General features: G+C 71.1%; 7 protein-coding genes. 1 reads left to right on the forward strand and 6 read right to left on the reverse strand.

Annotation, left to right across the window (positions count from 1 at the left end):
• Positions 1-10 precede the first annotated feature (10 nt).
• A complete protein-coding gene (locus ACFOW8_RS15520) occupies positions 11-688 on the forward strand; it encodes a TetR/AcrR family transcriptional regulator (RefSeq protein WP_378551326.1) in 678 nt (225 codons plus the stop codon).
• A gap of 9 nt (positions 689-697) precedes the next feature.
• Here ACFOW8_RS15520 and ACFOW8_RS15525 read toward each other — a convergent pair whose 3' ends face one another.
• From ACFOW8_RS15525 to ACFOW8_RS15550, 6 genes are all read right to left on the reverse strand, one after another.
• Positions 698-2,374 (reverse strand): outer membrane protein assembly factor BamB family protein, encoded by a 1,677-nt coding sequence (locus ACFOW8_RS15525; RefSeq protein ID WP_378551327.1) that lies wholly within the window; start codon positions 2,372-2,374, stop codon positions 698-700.
• 268 nt (positions 2,375-2,642) lie between these two features.
• Positions 2,643-3,734: an iron-siderophore ABC transporter substrate-binding protein gene (locus ACFOW8_RS15530; RefSeq protein ID WP_378551328.1), complete on the reverse strand. Its 1,092-nt coding sequence runs from the start codon at positions 3,732-3,734 to the stop codon at positions 2,643-2,645.
• Between the two features lie 49 nt (positions 3,735-3,783).
• Positions 3,784-4,596 carry an ABC transporter permease gene (locus ACFOW8_RS15535; protein WP_378551329.1) on the reverse strand — a complete coding sequence of 271 codons (813 nt, stop codon included), beginning with the start codon at positions 4,594-4,596 and terminating at the stop codon, positions 3,784-3,786.
• On the reverse strand, positions 4,593-5,411 hold the full coding sequence (locus ACFOW8_RS15540; protein ID WP_378551330.1) for an ABC transporter permease: 819 nt from the start codon (positions 5,409-5,411) through the stop codon (positions 4,593-4,595). Before ACFOW8_RS15540 ends, ACFOW8_RS15535 begins: the two co-directional genes overlap by 4 nt.
• 151 nt (positions 5,412-5,562) lie before the next feature.
• Positions 5,563-6,552: an ATP-binding cassette domain-containing protein gene (locus tag ACFOW8_RS15545; protein WP_378551331.1), complete on the reverse strand. Its 990-nt coding sequence runs from the start codon at positions 6,550-6,552 to the stop codon at positions 5,563-5,565.
• Entirely contained in the window at positions 6,549-19,955 is a 13,407-nt protein-coding gene (locus ACFOW8_RS15550; RefSeq protein WP_378551332.1) for an amino acid adenylation domain-containing protein, read from the reverse strand. Before ACFOW8_RS15550 ends, ACFOW8_RS15545 begins: the two co-directional genes overlap by 4 nt.
• Positions 19,956-20,062 lie beyond the last annotated feature (107 nt).

Here is a 20,062-nt window from a genome sequence, read left to right on the forward strand (position 1 = left end):
GCTGAGCTGCGTGACGTCGACCGACAAGAGTTCTGTGCGCGCCCGGCGCATCCAGGGGCTGGACGCCGAACAGCGCCGTGCCCGTCGCCGCGAGCAGATCCTGGCCGCCGCGTTCGAACTGATCGCCGCCGAGGGCTATGTCAACACCGCGATCGAGCAGATCTGCCAGACCGCGTTCGTCGGCAACAAGGCCTTCTACGAGCTGTTCGACAGCAAGGAGGACTGCTACCTGGCGCTGCTGCAGCAGCTCAGCGAACGCGCGCAGGCCGAGGTCGCCGCCGCGCTGGCAGGCGCGGGTGAGGACCGCGACGAGGTGGTGTCCACCGTGCTCGCCGCCTTCGCGCACGCTCTCGTCGACGATCCCCGCGTCGCCAAGGTGACCTTCGGCGAAGCCAGCGGCATCTCCGCCCGAGTCGAACAGCAGCGCCGCACCAACCGCCGCTGGGCCGCCCAGTTCCTCGAAACACTATGGCGTGACTACGGATTCGTACCAAGCGGCGGAACCGTCGTCGACCTGCACGCGCTCGCGGTCGCGACGATCGGGGGATTGTTCGACACGGTGGCCGATTGGCTGCACCGCACCGACGCCGGCACCACCGGTGAGATCGACACGCTCGTCCGCGATCTCACCGGCTTCACCCGGATCGTGCACCTGGGGTTGGCGGCCGCGGGCGACACGAACTGTTGAGCGCGGCCGTCACGGGCGGAACACGACGATCGTCTGCATGCTCCCCGCACCGGTGCCGCAGACGACGAAGGTCCGGCCCGCCGCGCGGACGAGCCGGGTAGGCGTGCACGACACCAGACGGCGCGCGGCGGTCGTCTCCACGAGATCGGCGCGCCGCCAGGTACGGATGACGTCGGTATCGATCGTCATGATCTCGTCGGCTGTGAGGATGGGCTTCCCGGCGTAATCCCAGTTCCGCTGCCAGCCGGGGATCTCGCGGACGAGGTTCGCGGCGGGCTCGTGGAGAACTAGCGTCTGGCCGCCTGCGGGACGGCTGATGGTGTCACCGTCAGCGGCGGCGACCACGTGCACCCGTTCGGTCAATGCCGCGCTCTCGAGCTGCCGCACCGAGCCGAATCGCAGTTGGCTCGGCTCGTCGGAACCGAGAGCCCAGGTGATCGCTACTGCGTCATCGACAACAGTGACCTGCGGGGGTGTCCGCGCCGGTACCGCGATTTCCCTCCTGGCGAGTGTCTCACCGGTGGCGGGTGACATGGCCAGCACAACAGTCACCACCTCGTCGCCGGGGCAGTGCGCCACCAGGTAGACCGCCGTCGGCGTCATGGCGAACGTCGGGATCGACGAGCACGGGCTATCGGCCTTCGTCACCTGCCACAGGCGCTGCCCGGTGCGGGCGTCGTACCGGGCGAGAACTCCGTCTTCGCCACGCGCCGGAAATGGTGCGCCGAACTGGTCGGGCAGTACCCGGCCGAATCGGCCACTGTCCCTGCTGAATTCCGACTCGGTCCACAGCACTCGACCGGTCGAGGTGTCGAAGGCCTTCCAGCCGAGTCGATGCCAGTAGGTGAGCAGCACGTTCTCCGCCGGGAAGTGCCGCATCGAATCGGTGTTGTGCCCGACAGTGTCCTCGGTGGCGTCCGGACGCAGATGGTGCCAACGCGGGGTGCCGTCGGCGTTGTACGCGGTAACGCCTTTCGACGAGCCGACGAAGTATCCGTGGCCGCCGAAAATCACCCGGTCGTCGGCGGCGACGGTGAACCGGGAGCGCTCGGTCCCCAGTCGGTGCGGTGCGGACGGCGCCACCGCGTCGGCCGCCGTGCTCGCGTCGACGAAGCGGCTGTCGTCACCGAGATAGAGCGCGGATGCGGCCACGACCGCACAGACCAGCACGCCGCTCCCTGCGGCGATGGCGGCGGGCCTGCGTTCGACCGTCCACACACGCGGTGGTGCCAGCGCGGTGCCCAGGCAGAGGACGGTGCCGACGAGGACCAGGATCCACGCGGCGACGGCGGTGGGGAGCTGTGGGAACGCCGCGTGGGTTTCGATGAGTCGGCTCGCTGTGCTCAGCACGCGCAGCTTCCAGGTCACCACTACCCAGGCGACCAGCAGCACCGGTGACAGCACCGCGGCCGGATTGCCGAGACCAGCGGCTCGCGCCCGCCGCGACCAGCACAGCGTTGCCTGCAACAGCAGGACCGCCGTACCGAATCCGATCGCGAACCGGCCGAGGGTGCCAGGCAGATCGGCATCCGAACCTGTTGGCAGGTAAGGATTCCCGGCCGCGACGAACACGCTGTAGGCCCCGAGCAGCACGCCGCCGAGGAGCAGGACCACACCCGGTATGGCGGCAAGGGTCACCGGCCGCGAGTAGTCGGGCAATCGCGGCAATGGCGCGCTGCTGGTCATCGACCCCCCAAGCTCGAGTATCGCGATTCGTCGTTCCACGACCGCGACGACGATAGCCGATGCGGTAGGCATCCGCGATGCCTCACGCCGCCGCGGACAGGTCGGCGCTGTGGGTGGGCGCCGTCGGGCCGACTGCCAGGAAAGCCGGTGCCGGACTGGGTGTTCGGACTGCGACGGCGTTCAGTACCGGTCGGCGTCTGGCCGGTGCTCGATGTCGTCGCTGATCACGACGCGGTGTTCGGGGCGTCTGCGGTGACGATCGGCTGGATCAGTCGGTGACGTAGCCGTTGAGACTGTTGCGCAGGTCGGTGAGGACGGCGCGGGCGGCGGTGAGGCCGGTGGTGTGCCAGATGGTGTCGTCGACGGCGAAGACGCGGCGGTCGGTGGCGGCGCCGAGGGCTTCGAACTCGTCCGAGCGCATGATCTGCCTGCCGTGGTCCTCGCCGGTCTCGCCGGCGAACATGACGTAGACGATGTCGCCCTCGGCCAAGGTGGCGAGCTCGTCGGTGGCGACGTCGAAGGACGTGCCGCGCTGGGCGGTCGGGCGTTGCACGCCGACATCGGCCAGGATCTGGCCCGCGAAGGTGTCGGAGCCCTGGACCCGGGTGGTGTCGGCGGTGAAGCGCAGGACCGATGCCTGGGACTGACCCGCGTTGAGGGCGGTGCCGAGGTCGCGGGCTTCGGTGCGGTAGTTCCGCAGCGCCGATTCGGCGGCGTCGCGCCGGTTGAGCCCGGCGGCGTAGGCCATGAAGTCGGACTGCCAGCTCGCGCCGGACCCGATCAGCACGGTGGGCGCGATCGCGCTCAGCGCCGCGTAGTCACCGCCCGCGGGCGCGACATCACCGAGGATCAGATCGGGCTTCAGCTCGGCGACGCGCGCGGGATCCGGTGCGCCGATCGGGCCGATGCTCGGCACCTCGAGCACGCCGTAGCCGAGGTACATCGGCTGTGGGCGCGGGCCGTCGAGGGTGACCGCGCCCGCCACCCGCTCCCACAGCCCGACCGCGCACACCGCGTCCAGCGCCGAACTGGTGAGCACGACGATGCGCTGTGGATCGGCGGGCACCTCGGTGACCCCGGCGACGTGGGTGACCGAGCGGGTGGCGCCCGCGCCCGCATCGGGTGCGCTCGGTTGCGGGCAGGCGGTGGCGGTGTCGCGATCGGCGCCGACCACTCCGGCACCCGCGATATTCGTGGTGGTGCGGACGATGCTGCTCGCGTCGTCGGTCTTGTCCGCACAGCCCGCGGTGACCAGGGCGGCGCACAGCAGTGCGGCGACGGCGACGGCCCCGCGCGAGCGGGCGGGGCCCGGCTCGGCGGTGCGACGGAATCGGGTGCGATCGGGGGCGCTCACCGGCATGCGCACGAGGGTACTGCGTGGCCTCCGGCGTGCGGGTCGCGGGCCGAGCTCATCGGCGGCTGGCCCGCCGGAAGCCGATGGCGGCGGGGATCGCGAACAGCACGACCGCGCCCGCGCACCAGATCAGGGTGAGGGTGAGCGGCCGGGCGACCGGTCCTGAGTCGGCGAGCCCGCGCATGGCGTCGACCGCCACCGACATCGGCTGGTTGCGCACCACCGGCTGGATCCAGGTCGGAAACGCGACCAGCGGCACGAAACCGGTGCTGAAGAACATCATCAGCGAGGTGATGATCGTGATGCCCTCGACCAGGGTGGCCTTGGCGGTGTAGACCGCGACGGCGGTCACGATGGTGGCGAAGGCGAGCCCGAACACGACCGGAACGACCAGGAACACCAGCGCGGCGACCGGGCCCTGATGGAAACGGAAACCGAGCACGAAGCCGACGAGCACCACGGCGATGGTGCCGAGGAAGATCCGGCAGCCCTCGGCGAGGATGCGCGCGGCCAGCCCGGAGGCACGGTGCACCGGCAGCACCCAGAACCGGGCGAGCAGCCCGCTGTCGCGTTCCCTGCCGAGCAGCACACCACCGGCGACCGCGCCGGACAGCGCACCGACGATGGCCACCATCGGCACCGAGCCGTACAGGGCGTCCTCGCCGGTGAAACGCTGGATCTGGCCGCCGACCACGATGTCGAGCATGAGGAGCAGCAGGCAGGGGATGAGCAACGTTTCCAGCAGCGTGATCGGGTTGCGGGCCCAGCGCACCAGCAGCCGCTCGGTCTGGATCGCGGTGTGGCGCACCAGGGCACGCGGGGAATTCTCCGGCTCGGGCGCGGTGCGCGCGGCGAACAGCGTCATCATGCCCTCCGCGCACTCAGCCGCACGGCCAGCGGCGCGCACAGCACCAGGATGCCCAGCGCCCACAGCAGCGGCGGGCCCATCAGCGACCAGCTCACCGTGCCCGCGTTGCCCGCGGTGTCCCCGGCGAGCGCCCGCAGCCCGATCGCGAACTGCGAGACGGGCTGATTGCGGACGAACCACTGGATCCAGCTGGGGAACTGGCCGGCCGGTGCCAGCCCGGTGGACAGCATCCCGAAGATCAACGGCGGCAGCACCAGGGCCTGGGAGGTGGCTTCCGGGCTGCGCGAGACCGTGCCGATCACATCGGCGCCGAGCGTGAGTGCGATGCCGATGAGCAGCGCGAAGGCGAGGAACCCGAAGGTGTGCACGGCATCGAGGCGGAACCGGAACCCGATGACGTACCCGCTGACGAGCGCGGCGGCAAGGGCGATGAGCAGCCGGAAGACATTGGCCGACATGCGCGCGCCCACCGGAACCAGCGGCCGTACCGGCATGGCGCCGAACCGGCGGTTGAGGCCGGCGACCGAATCGGTGGCCGCCCGGAACGCCGCCGAGATGGCGGTGAACGCGCAGGCCTGCAGGATCACCAGCGGCATCATGTACTGGGCGTAACTGCTGAAACCGTTGCCGGAGAACATCATCACCGTCTTCAGCGGGATGTAGAAGCTGGCGGTGAACGCGGCGGGCGCCACCACCGAGGCCAGCACCTCCCCGGATTTCACCGACGGCACGATCAGCCGGGTGGTCAGCACCCACCACTGCTGCACGGTGTCGGGAGCAGCCCTGACGTGTGTCTGCCAAGTAGCCGCGGTCATGCTGTGCCTTTCTGCGCATGCCCGCTCGGCCCTCCGTGGTGACGCGGGCTGCCTCCTCCGGGCCGTGACGCGGTCATGCTGTGCCTTATTGCGCATGCCCGCTCGGGCCCTCCGTGGTGACGCGGGCTGCCTCCTCCGGGCCGTGACGCGGTCATGCGAAGGCCTTCGACGGCTCGGTCTCCGCGGTGGCCAGATGGCCGGTGAGCTGGAGGAACACATCGTCGAGCGAGGGTCTGCGCAGGGCGATGTCGACCAGGTCGATCGCTGCGTCGTCGAGCCTGCGCAGCGCCTCGGCCAGGGTCTTGGCGCCATCGGGGGCGGGGATGGCGATCCGGTCGGACTCCGGGGTCAGCGCCGCGAGCTGATCGGCGGGCAGCAGCGGACCGAGCGCGGCGACGATGGCGGGCAACTGCTCGAGATCCAGCGGCACGATCTCGCAATAGCTGCCGCCGGTGCGCTGTTTGAGCTCGTCGGCGGTGCCGGAGGCGATGACGACACCGTGGTCGATGACGATGATCCGGTCGCTGAGCGCGTCGGCCTCCTCCAGATACTGGGTGGTGAGCAACGTGGTGATGCCCTCGCCCGCGAACCCGCGCACCAGATCCCAGACACCCTGCCTGCTGCGCGGGTCGAGGCCGGTGGTCGGTTCGTCGAGAAACACCACGTCGGGCCGAACCACCAGCCCGCAGGCGATGTCGATGCGCCTGCGCATGCCGCCGGAATAGGTGCCGACGCGGCGGTTCGCGGCGCGCTCCAGATCGAACACGGCCAGCAGTTCGCGTGCCCTGGTCTTGGCGACGGGTTTGCGCAAGCCCATCAGCCTGCCGAACATGACGAGATTCTCGTAGCCGCTGAGCATGTCGTCGAGCGCGGCGTACTGGCCGGTGAGCATGATGGCCGCGCGCACCGCGGCCGGATCGGCGACGACATCGTGTCCGGCCACGACCGCGCGGCCGCGGTCGGGGGTGATGAGTGTCGACAGCACGTTCACCATGGTGGTCTTGCCCGCGCCGTTGGGGCCGAGGATGCCGAGTACGGCCCCTGGCGCCGCCTCGAAATCGACGCCACGCAGGGCGTGGACCTCGCCGAAGGACTTCTCGATACCTTCGACGAGCACGCCGCCGGAGTTCTCTGCGCTCATAGCCGGTCTCCTGCTTCCATCTGGTCGTCGAGCACCGGCGAGATCACCGACAGTGCATGGGGATTGGTCATGTCGTCGTGCCGGACGTCGACCTCGCAGGTGACGATCTCGCCGGTCACGTACGGGCGCCAGCCGTCGGGCCCCATCCACTCCGAGGGGTCGACGGTGGCGGTGAAGTACAGAATGTCGCCCGCGTACACCGGGCGCCGGTAGCCGGTGCGGGTGCCCGCCGAGGCGTTGTAGGAGGCCGCCATGCGTGCGATGGTGGCGGCGTCGACGAGTTCGACGCCGCCCATCGTCGCGCTGATCAGTGCCGCCGCCTCGTCGGCGGTGGCGTCGGCGGGGACGTTGTCGATGCCGAAGATCGAGCCGAAGGTGTTGATGAACGCGCCGGGGGTGAGCCGCTCGATGGTGGCACCGTCGATATCGGCGGTGTCGGTGTCGAGCAGCGCCACCACCCCGACCCGTTGGCCCGCCGCGGTCAGCTGCACGGCCATGGCATGGGCGATCAGCCCGCCGAACGACCAGCCGAGCAGGTGGTAGGGGCCGGTGGGCTGGACGGCGCGGATCTCGCGCACATACCGCCGGGCGAACTCCTCGATCGACCCCGCCGAGGGCTCGCGGCCGCTGAGATCGGGTGCCTGTAGCCCGTAGATCGGGCGATCCGGCCGCAGCTTCTCGGCGAAACCCAGGTAGCTCCAAGACATGCCGGAGGAGGAGTGCACACAGAACAGGGCGGGTCGGTGGCCGCCGGGCCGGATCGGCAGCAGGACGTCGAGGCCGAGTCCGGCCGGTCCGGCGGCCGGTGCGGCAGCGGCGGCGGCCAGTGCGGCGGTTTCCTCGGCGGCCGCGGCGCCCGCGGCCGGGCTGTCGGCGAACCGCGCGGCCGCGCCGAGCGCCTCGGCCCACAGCTGGGCGAGTTCGGCGACATCAGCGCGGTCGAGCAGCTGCTCCGGGTAGCCGAAGTCGGCGCGCAACCGGTCGCCGACCACGACGGCGTGGATGTCGATCGCCTGCGTGACGGGGACGTCGGGATGTTCGTCGGCGGGCAGGTCGCCCAGATCGTCGGTGGGCAGCCAGCCGAGCCCTTCGAGGCCGGGTGGGACCTCGGCGGTGGTGTGCCTGCCGAGGTAGTTCAGCAGGATCTGACCGGGAATACGTTGCGGCAGTATTGGATTCAGCGCGCGCAGCAGACCGTAACCGATGCCCTTGTCCGGTACCGCGAGCAGCTGGTGTTTGACCGTGCGGATCGCGGTGCCCATGGCGGGGCCGCCCGCCAACGCGTCGTCGACATCGATGCCGGCCAGGTCGAGTCGCACCGGGTACAGCGAGGTGAACCAGCCGATCGTGCGCGACAGGTCGGCGCCGGGCACGATGTCCTCCTGCCTGCCATGGCCTTCCAGTCGCAGCACGGCGCAGCGTTCGTCCACCTGGCGCCGGGCCCGCCAGCGCAGCAGCGCCAGCGCCGAAGTGGCGAGCAGGGCATCGGTCACGCTGCCGTGGAACAGCCGGGGCAGGGTGGTGAGCAGCGCGTCGGTGACCTCGGCGTCGACCTCGACAGCGAGGCGGCGCACGGTGCCCATCCGGTCGATCGCCGGATCCAGATCCCGGTCGCCGAGCAGCGGGTCGGGGCTGTCGATCACCTGTTGCCAGTACCCGGCCTCGGCAACCCGTCGCGGCGTATGCGCCTCGTCGGTGAGCGCGTGCGACCAGCGCCGCATCGATGTGCCGACCTCGGCGAGTACCGGCGTAGTGTCCGTCGACACCTGCGCCCACGCCGCGATCAGGTCAGGCACCAGAATTCGCCACGACACGCTGTCGATGCACAGATGGTGGGCGACGACGATCAGCAGGCCGGGCCTGGTGCGCGTCCCGGCCTCGCCGATCGGGTCGAGCCAGACGAACTGCAGCACGACCCCGGCGGCCGGGTCGAGCCGGTTCATGGCGGCGTCGAGTTCGATCCGGGCGTATTCGCGCAGCTCGATCGTGTCGGGGGTGCTGAACTCGGTCCGGTGCACGAGGGCGTCCACATCCACCGAGCCGGGGTCGGCCACCCGGATCAGCCACCGGTCCGCGTCCCGGCACAGGCGGGAGCGGAGCATGTCGTGCCGGTCGACGACGGCGGTGAGCGTGTCGACGAGCTGCTGCCGCTCGATGCCGGCCGGCAGTCGCAGTACCGCCGTCTGCGCGAACCGGTCGAAGGTGCCACCGCGGTCGATCAGGTACCGCACGATCGGGGTGATCGGCAGCTCGCCGACACCACCGCCGGGCAGTTCCTCGAGCACCGCGACCGTGTCCGTGGCGTCGACCGCCGCCGCGAGCGCGGCCACCGTGCGATGCTCGAACACCTGCAGCGGTGTGCAGTGCACCCCGGCCAGTTTCGCCTGCGTCACCAGCTGGATGGCCAGGATGCTGTCGCCGCCGAGCGCGAAGAACGAATCGTCGACGCCCACCGTCTCGCGACCGAGCAGTTCGGCGTAGATCGGGGCAAGGAGCTGTTCGGTCGGTGTCGACGGCGCCCGATACGGGGTCTCCTCGACCGCGAACACCGGTTCCGGTAGGGCTTTGCGGTCCAGTTTGCCCACCGCGTTGATCGGGATCTCGTCCAGCACGACGAAGGCCGCCGGCACCATGTAGGCGGGCAGGATGTCGGCGACCTCGGCCCTGATCCGGGCGATATCGAGCTCGGCGCCGGGCACCCGCACCAGATAGGCGGCGAGCGCGGTCGCCCCGGTGGGGTTGCGAACACCCAGTGTCACCGCGACATCGACGCCGTCGAGGCCACTGAGCGCGGCATCGATCTCGCCGAGCTCGATGCGCTGGCCGCGGACCTTCACCTGGAAGTCGGTGCGCCCCAGGTATTCCAGCGTGGTGCCGTGCCGGGTGCTGTCGGTCCAGCGCACCAGATCGCCGGTGCGGTAGAGGATCTCGCCCGGCGCGCCGAACGGGTCGGCGACGAAACGGGCCGCGGTCAGGCCGGGACGCGCGTGATAGCACCTGGCGGTGGCCGTACCGGTGAGGTAGAGCTCCCCGGCGACCCCGACCGGCACCGGCCGCAGCCGGTCGTCGAGGACGAGGGCGGCCGCACCCCGGATCGGCGTGCCGATGGTGACCGGCTCATCGGCGGACAGCGGCGCCGAACCGGTGGCCCAGATGGTGTATTCGGTCGGCCCGTACAGATTGACCATCGTGCGTCCCGACGCGCCGCCGCACCACCGCGCCACCAGATCGGGGCCGACCGCCTCGCCCGCCACCGCGAGCACCCGCACGCTCGACACCTCGGCCGGGTCGATGGTGGCCAGCGCCGACGGGGTGATCACCATGTGGGTCACCCCGTGCGCGGCGATCAGCTCGGCCAGCGGCGCGCCGCCGAAGACCTCGGGTGGCGAGATCACCGCGGTGCCGCCGCAGCCGTAGGCCATCAGCGCCTCGAAGATCGACGCGTCGAAGCTCGGTGACGCCACCTGCAGCACCATGGCCTGTTCGTCCAGGCCGAGGTCGGCGCGCTGGGCGGCCACCAGATCGGCGAGGCCGCGGTGGGTGACCGTGACGCCCTTCGGCGTGCCGGTCGACCCGGAGGTGTAGATCATCCAGGCGGGCTGGGTCAACCGGATCGGTGTCGGCAGGTCGGCCGGGGTGAGCGGCGTGTCGTCGGTGGCCCGCAGCTGTTCGGCCGTGCCCGCGTCGTCGAGGACGATCCAGTGCGTGCTTCCGGGCAGGTTCGCCCGGAACTCGGCGAGGGTGATCCCCACGCGCGCACCGGAATCGGTGAGCATGTGGTCGATACGGTCCACGGGGTGTTTCGGGTCGACCGGCAGGAACGCCGCGCCGGCCTTGGCGGCGGCCCACAGGCTCAGGTGCAGGTCGGGGCAGCGGGGCAGGCCGAGCGCCACCACGGACTCGGCGCCCGCACCGGCGGCGAGCAGGAGCCGGGCGAGCTGATTGGACCTGGCATCGAGGGTCCGGTAGGTCATCGAGCCGGTGCCGTTCGACTCCGGCCGCGGCATCGTCGAGCGCGGTACCGGGCGTGCGGTGTCACCGGACACGACGGCCGTGCGGTCAGGGAAGGTAGCCGCGGTCCTGGTGAGCAGCGCGGACAGTGTCGTCGACCCGGCAGTGGCCGGGCCGGACACCGGAACCAGTTCCGCGCGTTCGGATTCGGTGAGCAGGTCGACATCGGCGATGCGGCGTCCCGGCTCGGCGAGAACCGCTGAGAGCACCTGCCGCCACCGGCGCGTGAGCGCATCGGCGGTGGATTCGTCGAACAGGTCGGTGGCGTAGGTGAGGACGCCGTCGATCCCGGCGGGGCCCGCGTCGCTGAACCGCTCGCGCAGGTCGAGGGTGAGATCGAAGGCGGAGGCACCGCGCTCGAAATCCTCGACCTCGATCCGCAACCCTGGCAGTTCGAGCACTGGTGGCACGAAGTTCTGCAGCGACAGCGAGACCTGGAAGATCGGGTGGTGCGCGGTCGAACGGGCCGGGTCGATGGCCTGCACGAGCTGTTCGAACGGGACATCGGCATTGGCGAAGGCGTCCAGGTCGGTTCCGCGCACCTCGGCGAGCAGGCCGCGGAAGTCCGTGCCGGGGTCGACGCGGGTGCGCAGGGCCAGCGTATTGACGAACATGCCGACCAGCTCGTCGAGTGCCGCCTCACCCCGCCCTGCCACCGGGGTGCCGATCACGATGTCCTCGGTGCCGCCGAGCCGGGCCAGCAGCATCGCGAGCGCGGCGTGCACCACCATGAACACGCTCACCGCGTTCGCTCCGGCGAACTCGACCAGCTCCCGGTGCGTCCGATCGTCGATCGCGAAGCGCACCTCGGCGCTGCGCATCGACTGCACCGCGGGCCGCGCCCGATCGGCGGGCAGTTCGAGGACGTCCGGCGCGTCGGCCAGGACCGCACCCCAGTGCCGGATCTGCCGCGCGGCCACCGAGTCGGGATCGGTCGCGGCACCGAGCAGTTCGCGATGCCACAGCGCGAAATCGGTGTACTGCACGGGCAACGCCGCGCGCTCGGCCACCGTTCCCGCCGCGCGCGCCGAGTACGCGGCGACCAGATCGGCCGCCAGCGGCGCCATGGAGGCGCCGTCGGCGCTGATGTGGTGCACAACGAGGACGATCACGTGCTCGCGGCCCGCGCTCGAATCGGCGCAGGCGCCATGGACTCGGCCGGGGCCGGTGGCAGGGTTCTGCGGCGTGCTGGCGGGCGGTACCCCGCCGGTGGGGCAGGCACCCAACCGGAACAGATGGACGCGCAGCGGGGCCTCGCGGGTCAGATCGAACCCGCTGTTCGCCAGCGCGGTGATCCGATCGCGCAGCGGGGCGCCGTCATCGGTGTCGGTGACGGTGAAATCCGGTGTGGCGGTGGCGGTGTCGAGGACTACCTGGCGTGGGCCGTCGGCATCGGCCGGGTAGCGGGTGCGCAGGGTCTCGTGGCGGTCGACCACATCGGCGACAGCCTGGCGCATGGCCGCGATATCGAGGTCGCCGGTGAGGCGGAGGGCGACGGCGATGTTATAGGCCGAGGATTCGGGGTCGAGCTGGTTGAGGACCCACATGCGCTGCTGGGCGGGGGAGAGCGGGACGCGGTCGGGGCGCAGCCGTGGTGCGAGGGCCAGGCGAGCCGGCCCGCTCTCGGCGGTGGTGACACGGGCGGCGAGCTGGGCGGCGCTCGGCGCGTCGAACAGGTCGCGCAGCGCGATGGTGGAGCCGAGCGCCGAATTGACCCGTGCGACCACCTTGGTGGCGCTGAGCGAATTGCCGCCGAGCTCGAAGAACGACTGGTCGACACTCACCCGCTCGCTACCGAGCACCTCGGCGAACACCACGGCGACGGCGTCCTCGGCCTGCGTGCGCGGCGCGAGATACGGCCGCTGCGCAGCCGAGAAATCGGGGACAGGAAGGGCTTTGCGGTCCAGCTTGCCGACCGGAGTGAGTGGAACCTCGTCGAGCACGACGACATAGCCGGGCACCATGTAGCCGGGCAGTTCGGCGGCCACCGCGGCCCGCACCCGCTCGGTATCCAGCTCGGCACCCGGCACCGGCAGCACGTACGACACCAGCACGGTCGCTCCTGCCGGCCCGGCGCGGCCGATGGTCACCGCGTAGTCGATGTCCGCGCTCCGGGTGAGTACCGCGTCGATCTCGCCGAGCTCGATTCGCAGCCCGCGGATCTTCACCTGGAAGTCGCTGCGCCCCAGGTATTCCAGCGCGAGACCGTCCGGGGCCTCGACCCAGCGCACCAGGTCGCCGGTGCGGTACATGCGTTCCCCGTTCGCGCCGAACGGGTTGGCGACGAACCGGCTCGCGGTCATCGCGAATCGGTGGAAGTAGCCGCGCGCCAGCGCCGGTCCGGCCAGGTACAGCTCACCCTGAATCCCCATCGGGACCGGCCGCAGCCAGGTGTCGAGCACCACGACCGCGGCGCCGCGGATCGGTGCGCCGATGGTGATGGGCCTACCCGGCACGAGCTCGGCCGGACCCGTCGCCCAGATGCTGAACTCGGTGGGGCCGTACAGGTTCACCATCCGCCGTCCCGGTGCCCACTTCTCGATCAGCTCCGGGGTCGCGGCCTCACCGGCCACCGACAGCACCCGCAGCGCGTCGAGCCCGTGCGGTTCCATGGTGGTCAGCGCCGACGGCGTGATCACCGCGTGCGTGACCCGCTCCGCGCGCAGCAGTTCCGCCAGCTCGCCGCCGCCGTACACCTCCGGCGGCGATACCACCAGCCTGCCACCGGCGGCGTGCGCGGTGAGCATCTCGAACACCGAGGCGTCGAAACTGGGCGAGGCCACCTGCAACGCGCTCGCCGACGGGTCGAGCGAGAGAGTCTCCTGTTGGGCGGCGGTGAGATTGGCGACGCCGCGATGACTCAGCAGCACCGCCTTCGGTTTGCCGGTGGAGCCGGAAGTGTAGATCAGGTAGGCGGTGTGGTCGAGGTCGATCGGGCCGCCGCGTTCGTCATCGGTGATCGGCGCGTCCGACACGAGCATGGCGCGGCGCAGGGTGTTCAGGTCGTCCAGCAGTAGCCAGTCGATGGTGCCGGGCAGGGTCTCGCCGATCGCCGTCACGGTCACCCCGATCGGCGCCTCGGAGTCGGCGAGCATGTGCTCGATCCGTTCCACCGGGTAGCTCGGGTCCAGCGGCATGAACGCCGCGCCCGTCTTCACCAGTGCCCACACCGCGACCACCGACTCCAGCGAGCGGGTGAGCGCGAGCACCACGAACACCTCCGGCCCGATCCCACGCCGCAGCAGTACCCTGGCGAACCGGTTGGACCAGGCATCGAGTTCGCGATACCGCATGCTCAGCTCGCCCGCGGTGATCGCCACGGCGTCCGGGTCGATGCGCGCGCCCGCCGCGAGAATATCGGGCAGCGTCCGCATCGGCAGTGCCGCGGGCCCGTGCACCGGCGCCAGCGCGGCCAGTTCGGCGTCGTCGCACGGCCGCACCCGCGACACCGGCGCGTGTGGGTGCTCGGCGAGCTGACCGAGCATCCGGATGAACCGCTCGAGCAGCGCCTGTGCCGCGGGCGGCGCCAACTGGCCGGGCAGGAACTTCACGGCGATTCGCAGCGAATCGCCCGCCGGGCCGCGCACCGGGATCACCATCAGATTCAGCGGATACGGTGTCGCGTCGGTGCCCTCGACATCGAGCACCCGCATGCCCGCGATGTCGAGCGCCTGCGACAAGGCCTCACGGTCGATCGGGTAGGACTCGAAAACGGTGAGGGTGTCGAACAATTCGGCCAGCCCGACCGCGCGGTGGATCGCGGCGAGCCCGACATGCTGGTGATCGAGCAGCCGGGCCTGCTCGGCCTGGACCCTGGCCAGTAGCTCGCTCACCTTCTCCGCCGGGTCGAGCGTCACCCGTACCGGGACGGTATTGATGAACAGGCCGACCATGTCCTCGACGCCCGCCAGCTCCGGCGGGCGCCCGGACACGGTGGCACCGAACACCACGTCGGCCCGGCCGGTGAGCACGGCAAGCAGCAGCGCCCACGTCACCTGGATCAGGGTGTTCACCGTGGCGCCCGCTTCCCGTGCCGCCGCCTCGAGCACGGCGACCCGCTCGGCGGGCAGTTCGTCGCTGAGCATCGCGGTTTCCGACGACTCGATGCCGGCCAGGGTCGGGACCGCGCGCGTCGGCGTGTCCACCCCGGCCAGCGCCTGTTGCCAGGCCGCGACGGCGGCCTGATCGTCCTTGGCGTCGAGCCAGGCCAGGAACTCCCGATACGACCGCGCGGGCGGCAGTACCGACGTGTCGCCCTCGGTGACATAGAGCGTGAGCAGCTCACGTACCAGCAGCGGCGTCGACCAGCCGTCCAGGATCAGGTGATGGTTGGTCATGATCAGCCGGAACTCGCCGGGCGCGGTGGTGACCAGGGTGAAGCGCAGCAGCGGCGGCCTGGTCAGGTCGAACCGGGTGCGCGCGTCGAGCGCGATGACCCGGTCGAGTTCGCGCGCCGACGCGGCCGGATCGGTGATCCCGGCGAGATCGATGTCCTGCCAGCGGATCTCGGCGGCGGCGAGTACCAGCTGGCGCGGTCCGTCGTCGGTCTCGACGAAGGCCACCCGCAGGTTCTCGTGCCGGTCGATCAGGCCTTGCGCCGCGCGCCGTAGCCGGGCCGCGTCCACGGTGCCGGCGAGGGTGAGCAGGGACTGGACCGTGTACCCGTCGGCGGTGTCGGAGTCGTAGAGCGCGTGGAACAGCAAGCCGTACTGCAGCGGCGACAGCGGCCAGACGTCGGCCAGGTCAGAATAGGTGTGTTCCCAGCGGTCGAGCTGCGTTTGCGCGACGGCGACGAGCGGGAAGTCCGACGGGGTGTGGCCACCGGCGTCGGTGCGGCTCGCGTGCGCGACCAGCGCGTCCAGGGCCAGCGCCCACAGCTCGGCGAGCTCGCGCACCTGTGCGGCATCGAGCAGCCTGCTCGCGTAGGCCCAGGTGACCTCGAGACCGGCGTCGGTGCGCACCGCGTTGATATCGAGCACCGCGGCCAGCGGCGCGAGGTCGTCGTTGGTGGCGGCGAACCGGCGTGGCACCCACGCCCCGTCCGCGCCTGTCGCCGCGCGGCCGAGATAGTTGAAGCTCAGCTGCGGCACCGGCGCGGCGACCAGGGTTTCGGCGGCCGCCCCACCGAAGTAGCGGAGCAGACCGAAGCCGATACCGCGGTCGGGCAGCGCGCGTAGCTGCTCCTTGGTCGTCTTGATCGCCGAGCCGGCCGCGGGGCCGGCGGCGAACGCGTCGTCGAGGTCGAGGCCCGCCAGGTCGACCGCCACCGGGTAGACGGTGGTGAACCAGCCGACCGTCCGGCCGATATCGGCGCCGGGCAGCAGCGATTCGCTGCGCCCGTGCCCCTCCAGCGTCAGCAGGGCCGCCGTGCGCGCGCGCCACCGGCACACCGCCATGGTGAGGGCCGTGAGCAGCACATCGTCCGCCCCGCAATGGAACAGCTCGGGCAGCGTGGTGAGAACGGTATGCGCGGTGTCGGCGGGGACGATCGCGCGGTGCTCGGCCATGGTGGCGACCGTGTCGAGCGACGGATCGAACGGCGCGCGCCCGAGCGCAGGGTCCGGCGTCGCGAGAATCCGCTCCCACACCGGCAATTCGGCGATCCGGTGCCGCGCCCGCGCGGGCTGGTCGTGCGCCCACCGGCGGAACGAGGTGCCCACCGGCTCCAGCGCGCCGCCGTACGCGGCGGTGGCGAGGTCGGGCAGCAGGATGCGCCACGAGACACCGTCGGTGACCAGATGGTGCAGCACCAGCCAGCACAACGGTGGGCCGTCCTTGCGCTCGATCAGCACGTAGCGGGCGACCACACCGGAGGCGGGGTCGAGCTGGTCGGCGGCTTGCGCGAGCGCCCGGTCGAGCACCGCGTCGGGTGGGGTGGTCGCGGTGCGGTCGGGTTCGTCGGGGCGCGGGTCCGCGGTGGTCCGCGCCGAGGTGCCGTGGTCGGGTGCCGGTGCCGCCAGGGCAAGGCCGGACTCCGCCCTGGTCACGTCGATCAGGTTCGCCGCGTCGACCGACCCGCGGTCGGCGACCACCCATTCCCAGCTGCCATCCCGCTCGCGCAGGGTGGAACGGAGCAGGTCGTGGTGGTCGGTGACCACCTGTACGGCCACCGCGAGAGCTGACTGATCGGTGCCGTCGGGCAGCTCGATCAGGACCGCTTGCCCATAGCGTCGCCACGGCTCGCCGTGCTCGAGCATGGCACGCACGATCGGGGTCAGCTCGACGGGACCGACACCCCCACCGGGCAATTCGTCGACCACGGTGGCCGCGGTGTCGGTGGCGACGGCCGCGAGCGCCGCGACGGTCTTGCGTTCGAACACGTCCCTGGCGGTGAAGGCCAGACCGGCCGCCTTGGCGCGGGAGACCAGCTGGATGGAGACGATGCTGTCCCCGCCGAGGGCGAAGAAGCTCTCGTCCACACCCACCGCGTCGAGGCCGAGCACCTCGGCGAACAGCGCGGCGATGGTCTCCTCCCGCGGCGTGGACGGTGCGCGCACCGCGGCCGGGCGAGCGCTGAAATCCGGTGCGGGCAGCGCCTTGCGGTCCACCTTGCCCAGCGGAGTGAGCGGCACCCGGTCGAGCACGGTGACCACCGCGGGCACCAAGTAGGCCGGCAGCCGTTCCCCGACCGCGGCTTTCACCGCCTCCGGGTGCACTTCGGCGCCGGGTGCCGCCGTCACGTAGGCGGCCAGCGCGGTCGCGCCGGTGGGGGAGTCGACACCGAGGGTGAGGGCGAAATCGACCTCGGGCAGGGCCTGCAGCGCGGCGTCGATCTCGCCGAGCTCGATCCGGAACCCGCGCACCTTCACCTGGAAGTCGCTGCGGCCCTGGTACGCGAAGCCGACCCGCTCGCCCGCGCTGGTCCAGCGGACCAGGTCACCGGTGCGATACATCCGCTCGCCGGGCGCGAGCGGATTCGCGACGAACCTGCTCGCGGTCAGGCCGCTGCGCCGGTGATAGCCGCGCGCCACCCCCGGCCCGGCGAGGTACAGCTCGCCCAGCGTGCCCGGTGCGACGGGCCGCAGCCACGGATCGAGCACCAGCCCGGTGACCCCGCGCACGAGACTGCCGATCGTGACCGGCGCACCGGGGACCAGTGGGTCGCTCAGGGTGGTGGTGATCGTGGTCTCGGTGGGGCCGTAGCCGTTGAGCAGTACCCGATCCGACCACGTCGACACCAGCTCCGGCGGACAGGCGTCACCACCGACCACCACCGTGCGCAGCTGCGGTAGCGACGCCGGATCCAGCGAGCCGACCACCGCGGGGGTGACATCGAGGTGGGTCACCCGATGCGTGCGCAGCACCTGCGCCAGCTCCTCGCCCGCGTACGCCGACGGCGGAACGATCGCCAGCGTGGCACCGGCGGCGAGGGTCACCAGGATCTCCTCGACGGAGATGTCGAAGCTCGGCGATACCGCGTGGGCGACAACGGAATCCGAGTCGATGCCGAATCCCGCCCCCGAGCTCGCCACCAGATTCGCCAGGCCGCGATGCGAGACGAGCACGCCCTTGGGCAGGCCCGTCGATCCCGACGTGTAGATGACGTAGGCCACCTGATCGAGCCGGACGGCGCCGCGTCGCTCGGCGTCGGTGATCGGGTCCGCCTGCTGTTCGGCGATCCGCCGCATCGTGGCCTCGTCGTCGAGGCACAGCCAGGAAACGCTGTCCGGCAGCGACTTCCGTGATCCGCTCACGGTGAGCCCGCGGCGCACCTCGCTGTCGGTGACCATATGCTCGATCCGCTCCGCGGGATAACCGGGATCGATCGGCACGAACGCGGCGCCGGTCGCGGCCACCGCGATGGTCGCCAGTACCGACTCCACGGAACGGGGAATCGACAGCGCCACAAGCTGTTCCGGACCGGCACCGGCCGCGATCAGCACCCTGGCGAGCCGATTCGAGTACTCGTGGACCTCCTGGTAGCTCAGTGTCCGGTCCGTACCCCACCGCAGCGCCACCGCGTCCGGATCCAGCGCGGCACCCGCGGCCAGGATCTCCGGCAGGGTCAGCGGTTCGACCCCGGCGGGTCCGCGCACCGGCACCGACAGCCGCTGCTCGGCGGGCGTGAGCACCGGCACCGCCGACAGCGGCGCCTGCGGCCCGGCGGCCAGGAAGCGGTGCAGAAACCGCAGGAACCGCTCGTGGTGCGCCGCCAGATCCGCCGCACTGTACAGATTCCCGTTGCCCTGCAGGTCGATGTGAGTGCTCTCGCCACCGACACCGGGATACAGATTGACGAACAGATCGTCGATGAGTCCCGAGGTGAGCACATGCAGCCGGCCGACGACCTCGCCGAGCGCGATCCTGGTGTCGACCATCATCAGGTTCACCGCCGGACCGAACGACACGGCCTCGTCCATCGACCGGCCCAGATCGCGGACGATGTCCTCCTGCCGGTACCGCTGGCGGCGCAGCGCCCCGGTCAGTTCGCCCTGCACGGCCAGGATCGCCGCGCCCACCGTCGTCGCCGGGGTGAGCGAAATCCGCAGCGGCACGACATTGGCGAGCATGCCACCCGAGCGGCGCAGCGTCGCCGAGGTCCGGGCCGAGACCGGCAGGCTCAACACCACCTCCGCGGCGCCCGTCATGGCGGCCAGATAGGCGCCGAACGCGGCGACTACCGTCGGCGCGACACCCGAATTGATCTCCGCCGCAACGGTATCGAGCAGATTCGCGGTGTCGGCGGGCAACGCGCCGGAAACCCGGACCGGATGCGCGTCCACCGGTGCCGCGCGACCGGCCAGCGTCACCGGATCGGCCATCCCGGCCAGATGCGCACGCCAGTACGCGCGGTCGGCCTCGAAGCGCGACGAGGTCCGATACGCCAGATCGGCGTCGACGATCGCGGCCAGCGGCTCCGCCTTCGCCGGCGACGGCTCCCGGCCCGCGACCGCCGCGTCGTACAGCTCGCCGGTGCGCTGTACCAGTGCCAGCGCGCCCATCCCGTCGAGCACGATGTGGTGCATCCGCGAGTACCAGAACCAGCGCCGCTCGCCCACTCGCAGCATCGCCACCCGGACCAGCCGGTCGCGCATCATGTCCAGTGGGGCGGAGTACTCGGCGCGCATCCACGCGTGGGCGGCCGCCGCCGGATCCGGTTCGGCCCGGAAATCCAGCTGGTCGACGGTGTCGTCGAGCGTGGGATCGACCAGTTGGTGCGGCGCGCCGTCCACCTCGACCAGTCGCACGTATCCGGTGCCGAACTCCCGGCCGGTGCGGCGCACCGCCTCGGTCAACGCCGCGTGATCGACCGGCCCGGTCAGTTCGACGTACTGGGCGATGGAGATGGGGACCTCGCCCGCGATGTGCTGGGCGAACCAGATGCCACGCTGTGCGGCGGAGAGGGGAAAGGTGGCGTCGACCGCCGACGCACGCGAGGAAGTCTGAGTCATGAGCAGACCTGTGTTCTCATGTCTGGAGCTCGGTATTCACCATGGGTCCCCGACCGTCGGGTCGCTACCCGCTCGGTAGTTACCCGCCGCTGCGTACTGGGTTGTCC

Origin of the sequence: Nocardia rhizosphaerae (assembly GCF_042650365.1) — a bacterium.
Taxonomy (GTDB): domain Bacteria; phylum Actinomycetota; class Actinomycetes; order Mycobacteriales; family Mycobacteriaceae; genus Nocardia; species Nocardia rhizosphaerae.

Coding starts and splice junctions, on each gene's coding strand:
- ACFOW8_RS15525 (WP_378551327.1), bottom strand. CDS start 2,374: ATGACCAGCAGCGCGCCATTGCCGCGATTGCCCGACTACTCGCGGCCG.
- ACFOW8_RS15530 (WP_378551328.1), bottom strand. CDS start 3,734: ATGCCGGTGAGCGCCCCCGATCGCACCCGATTCCGTCGCACCGCCGAG.
- ACFOW8_RS15535 (WP_378551329.1), bottom strand. CDS start 4,596: ATGATGACGCTGTTCGCCGCGCGCACCGCGCCCGAGCCGGAGAATTCC.
- ACFOW8_RS15540 (WP_378551330.1), bottom strand. CDS start 5,411: ATGACCGCGGCTACTTGGCAGACACACGTCAGGGCTGCTCCCGACACC.
- ACFOW8_RS15545 (WP_378551331.1), bottom strand. CDS start 6,552: ATGAGCGCAGAGAACTCCGGCGGCGTGCTCGTCGAAGGTATCGAGAAG.
- ACFOW8_RS15550 (WP_378551332.1), bottom strand. CDS start 19,955: ATGACTCAGACTTCCTCGCGTGCGTCGGCGGTCGACGCCACCTTTCCC.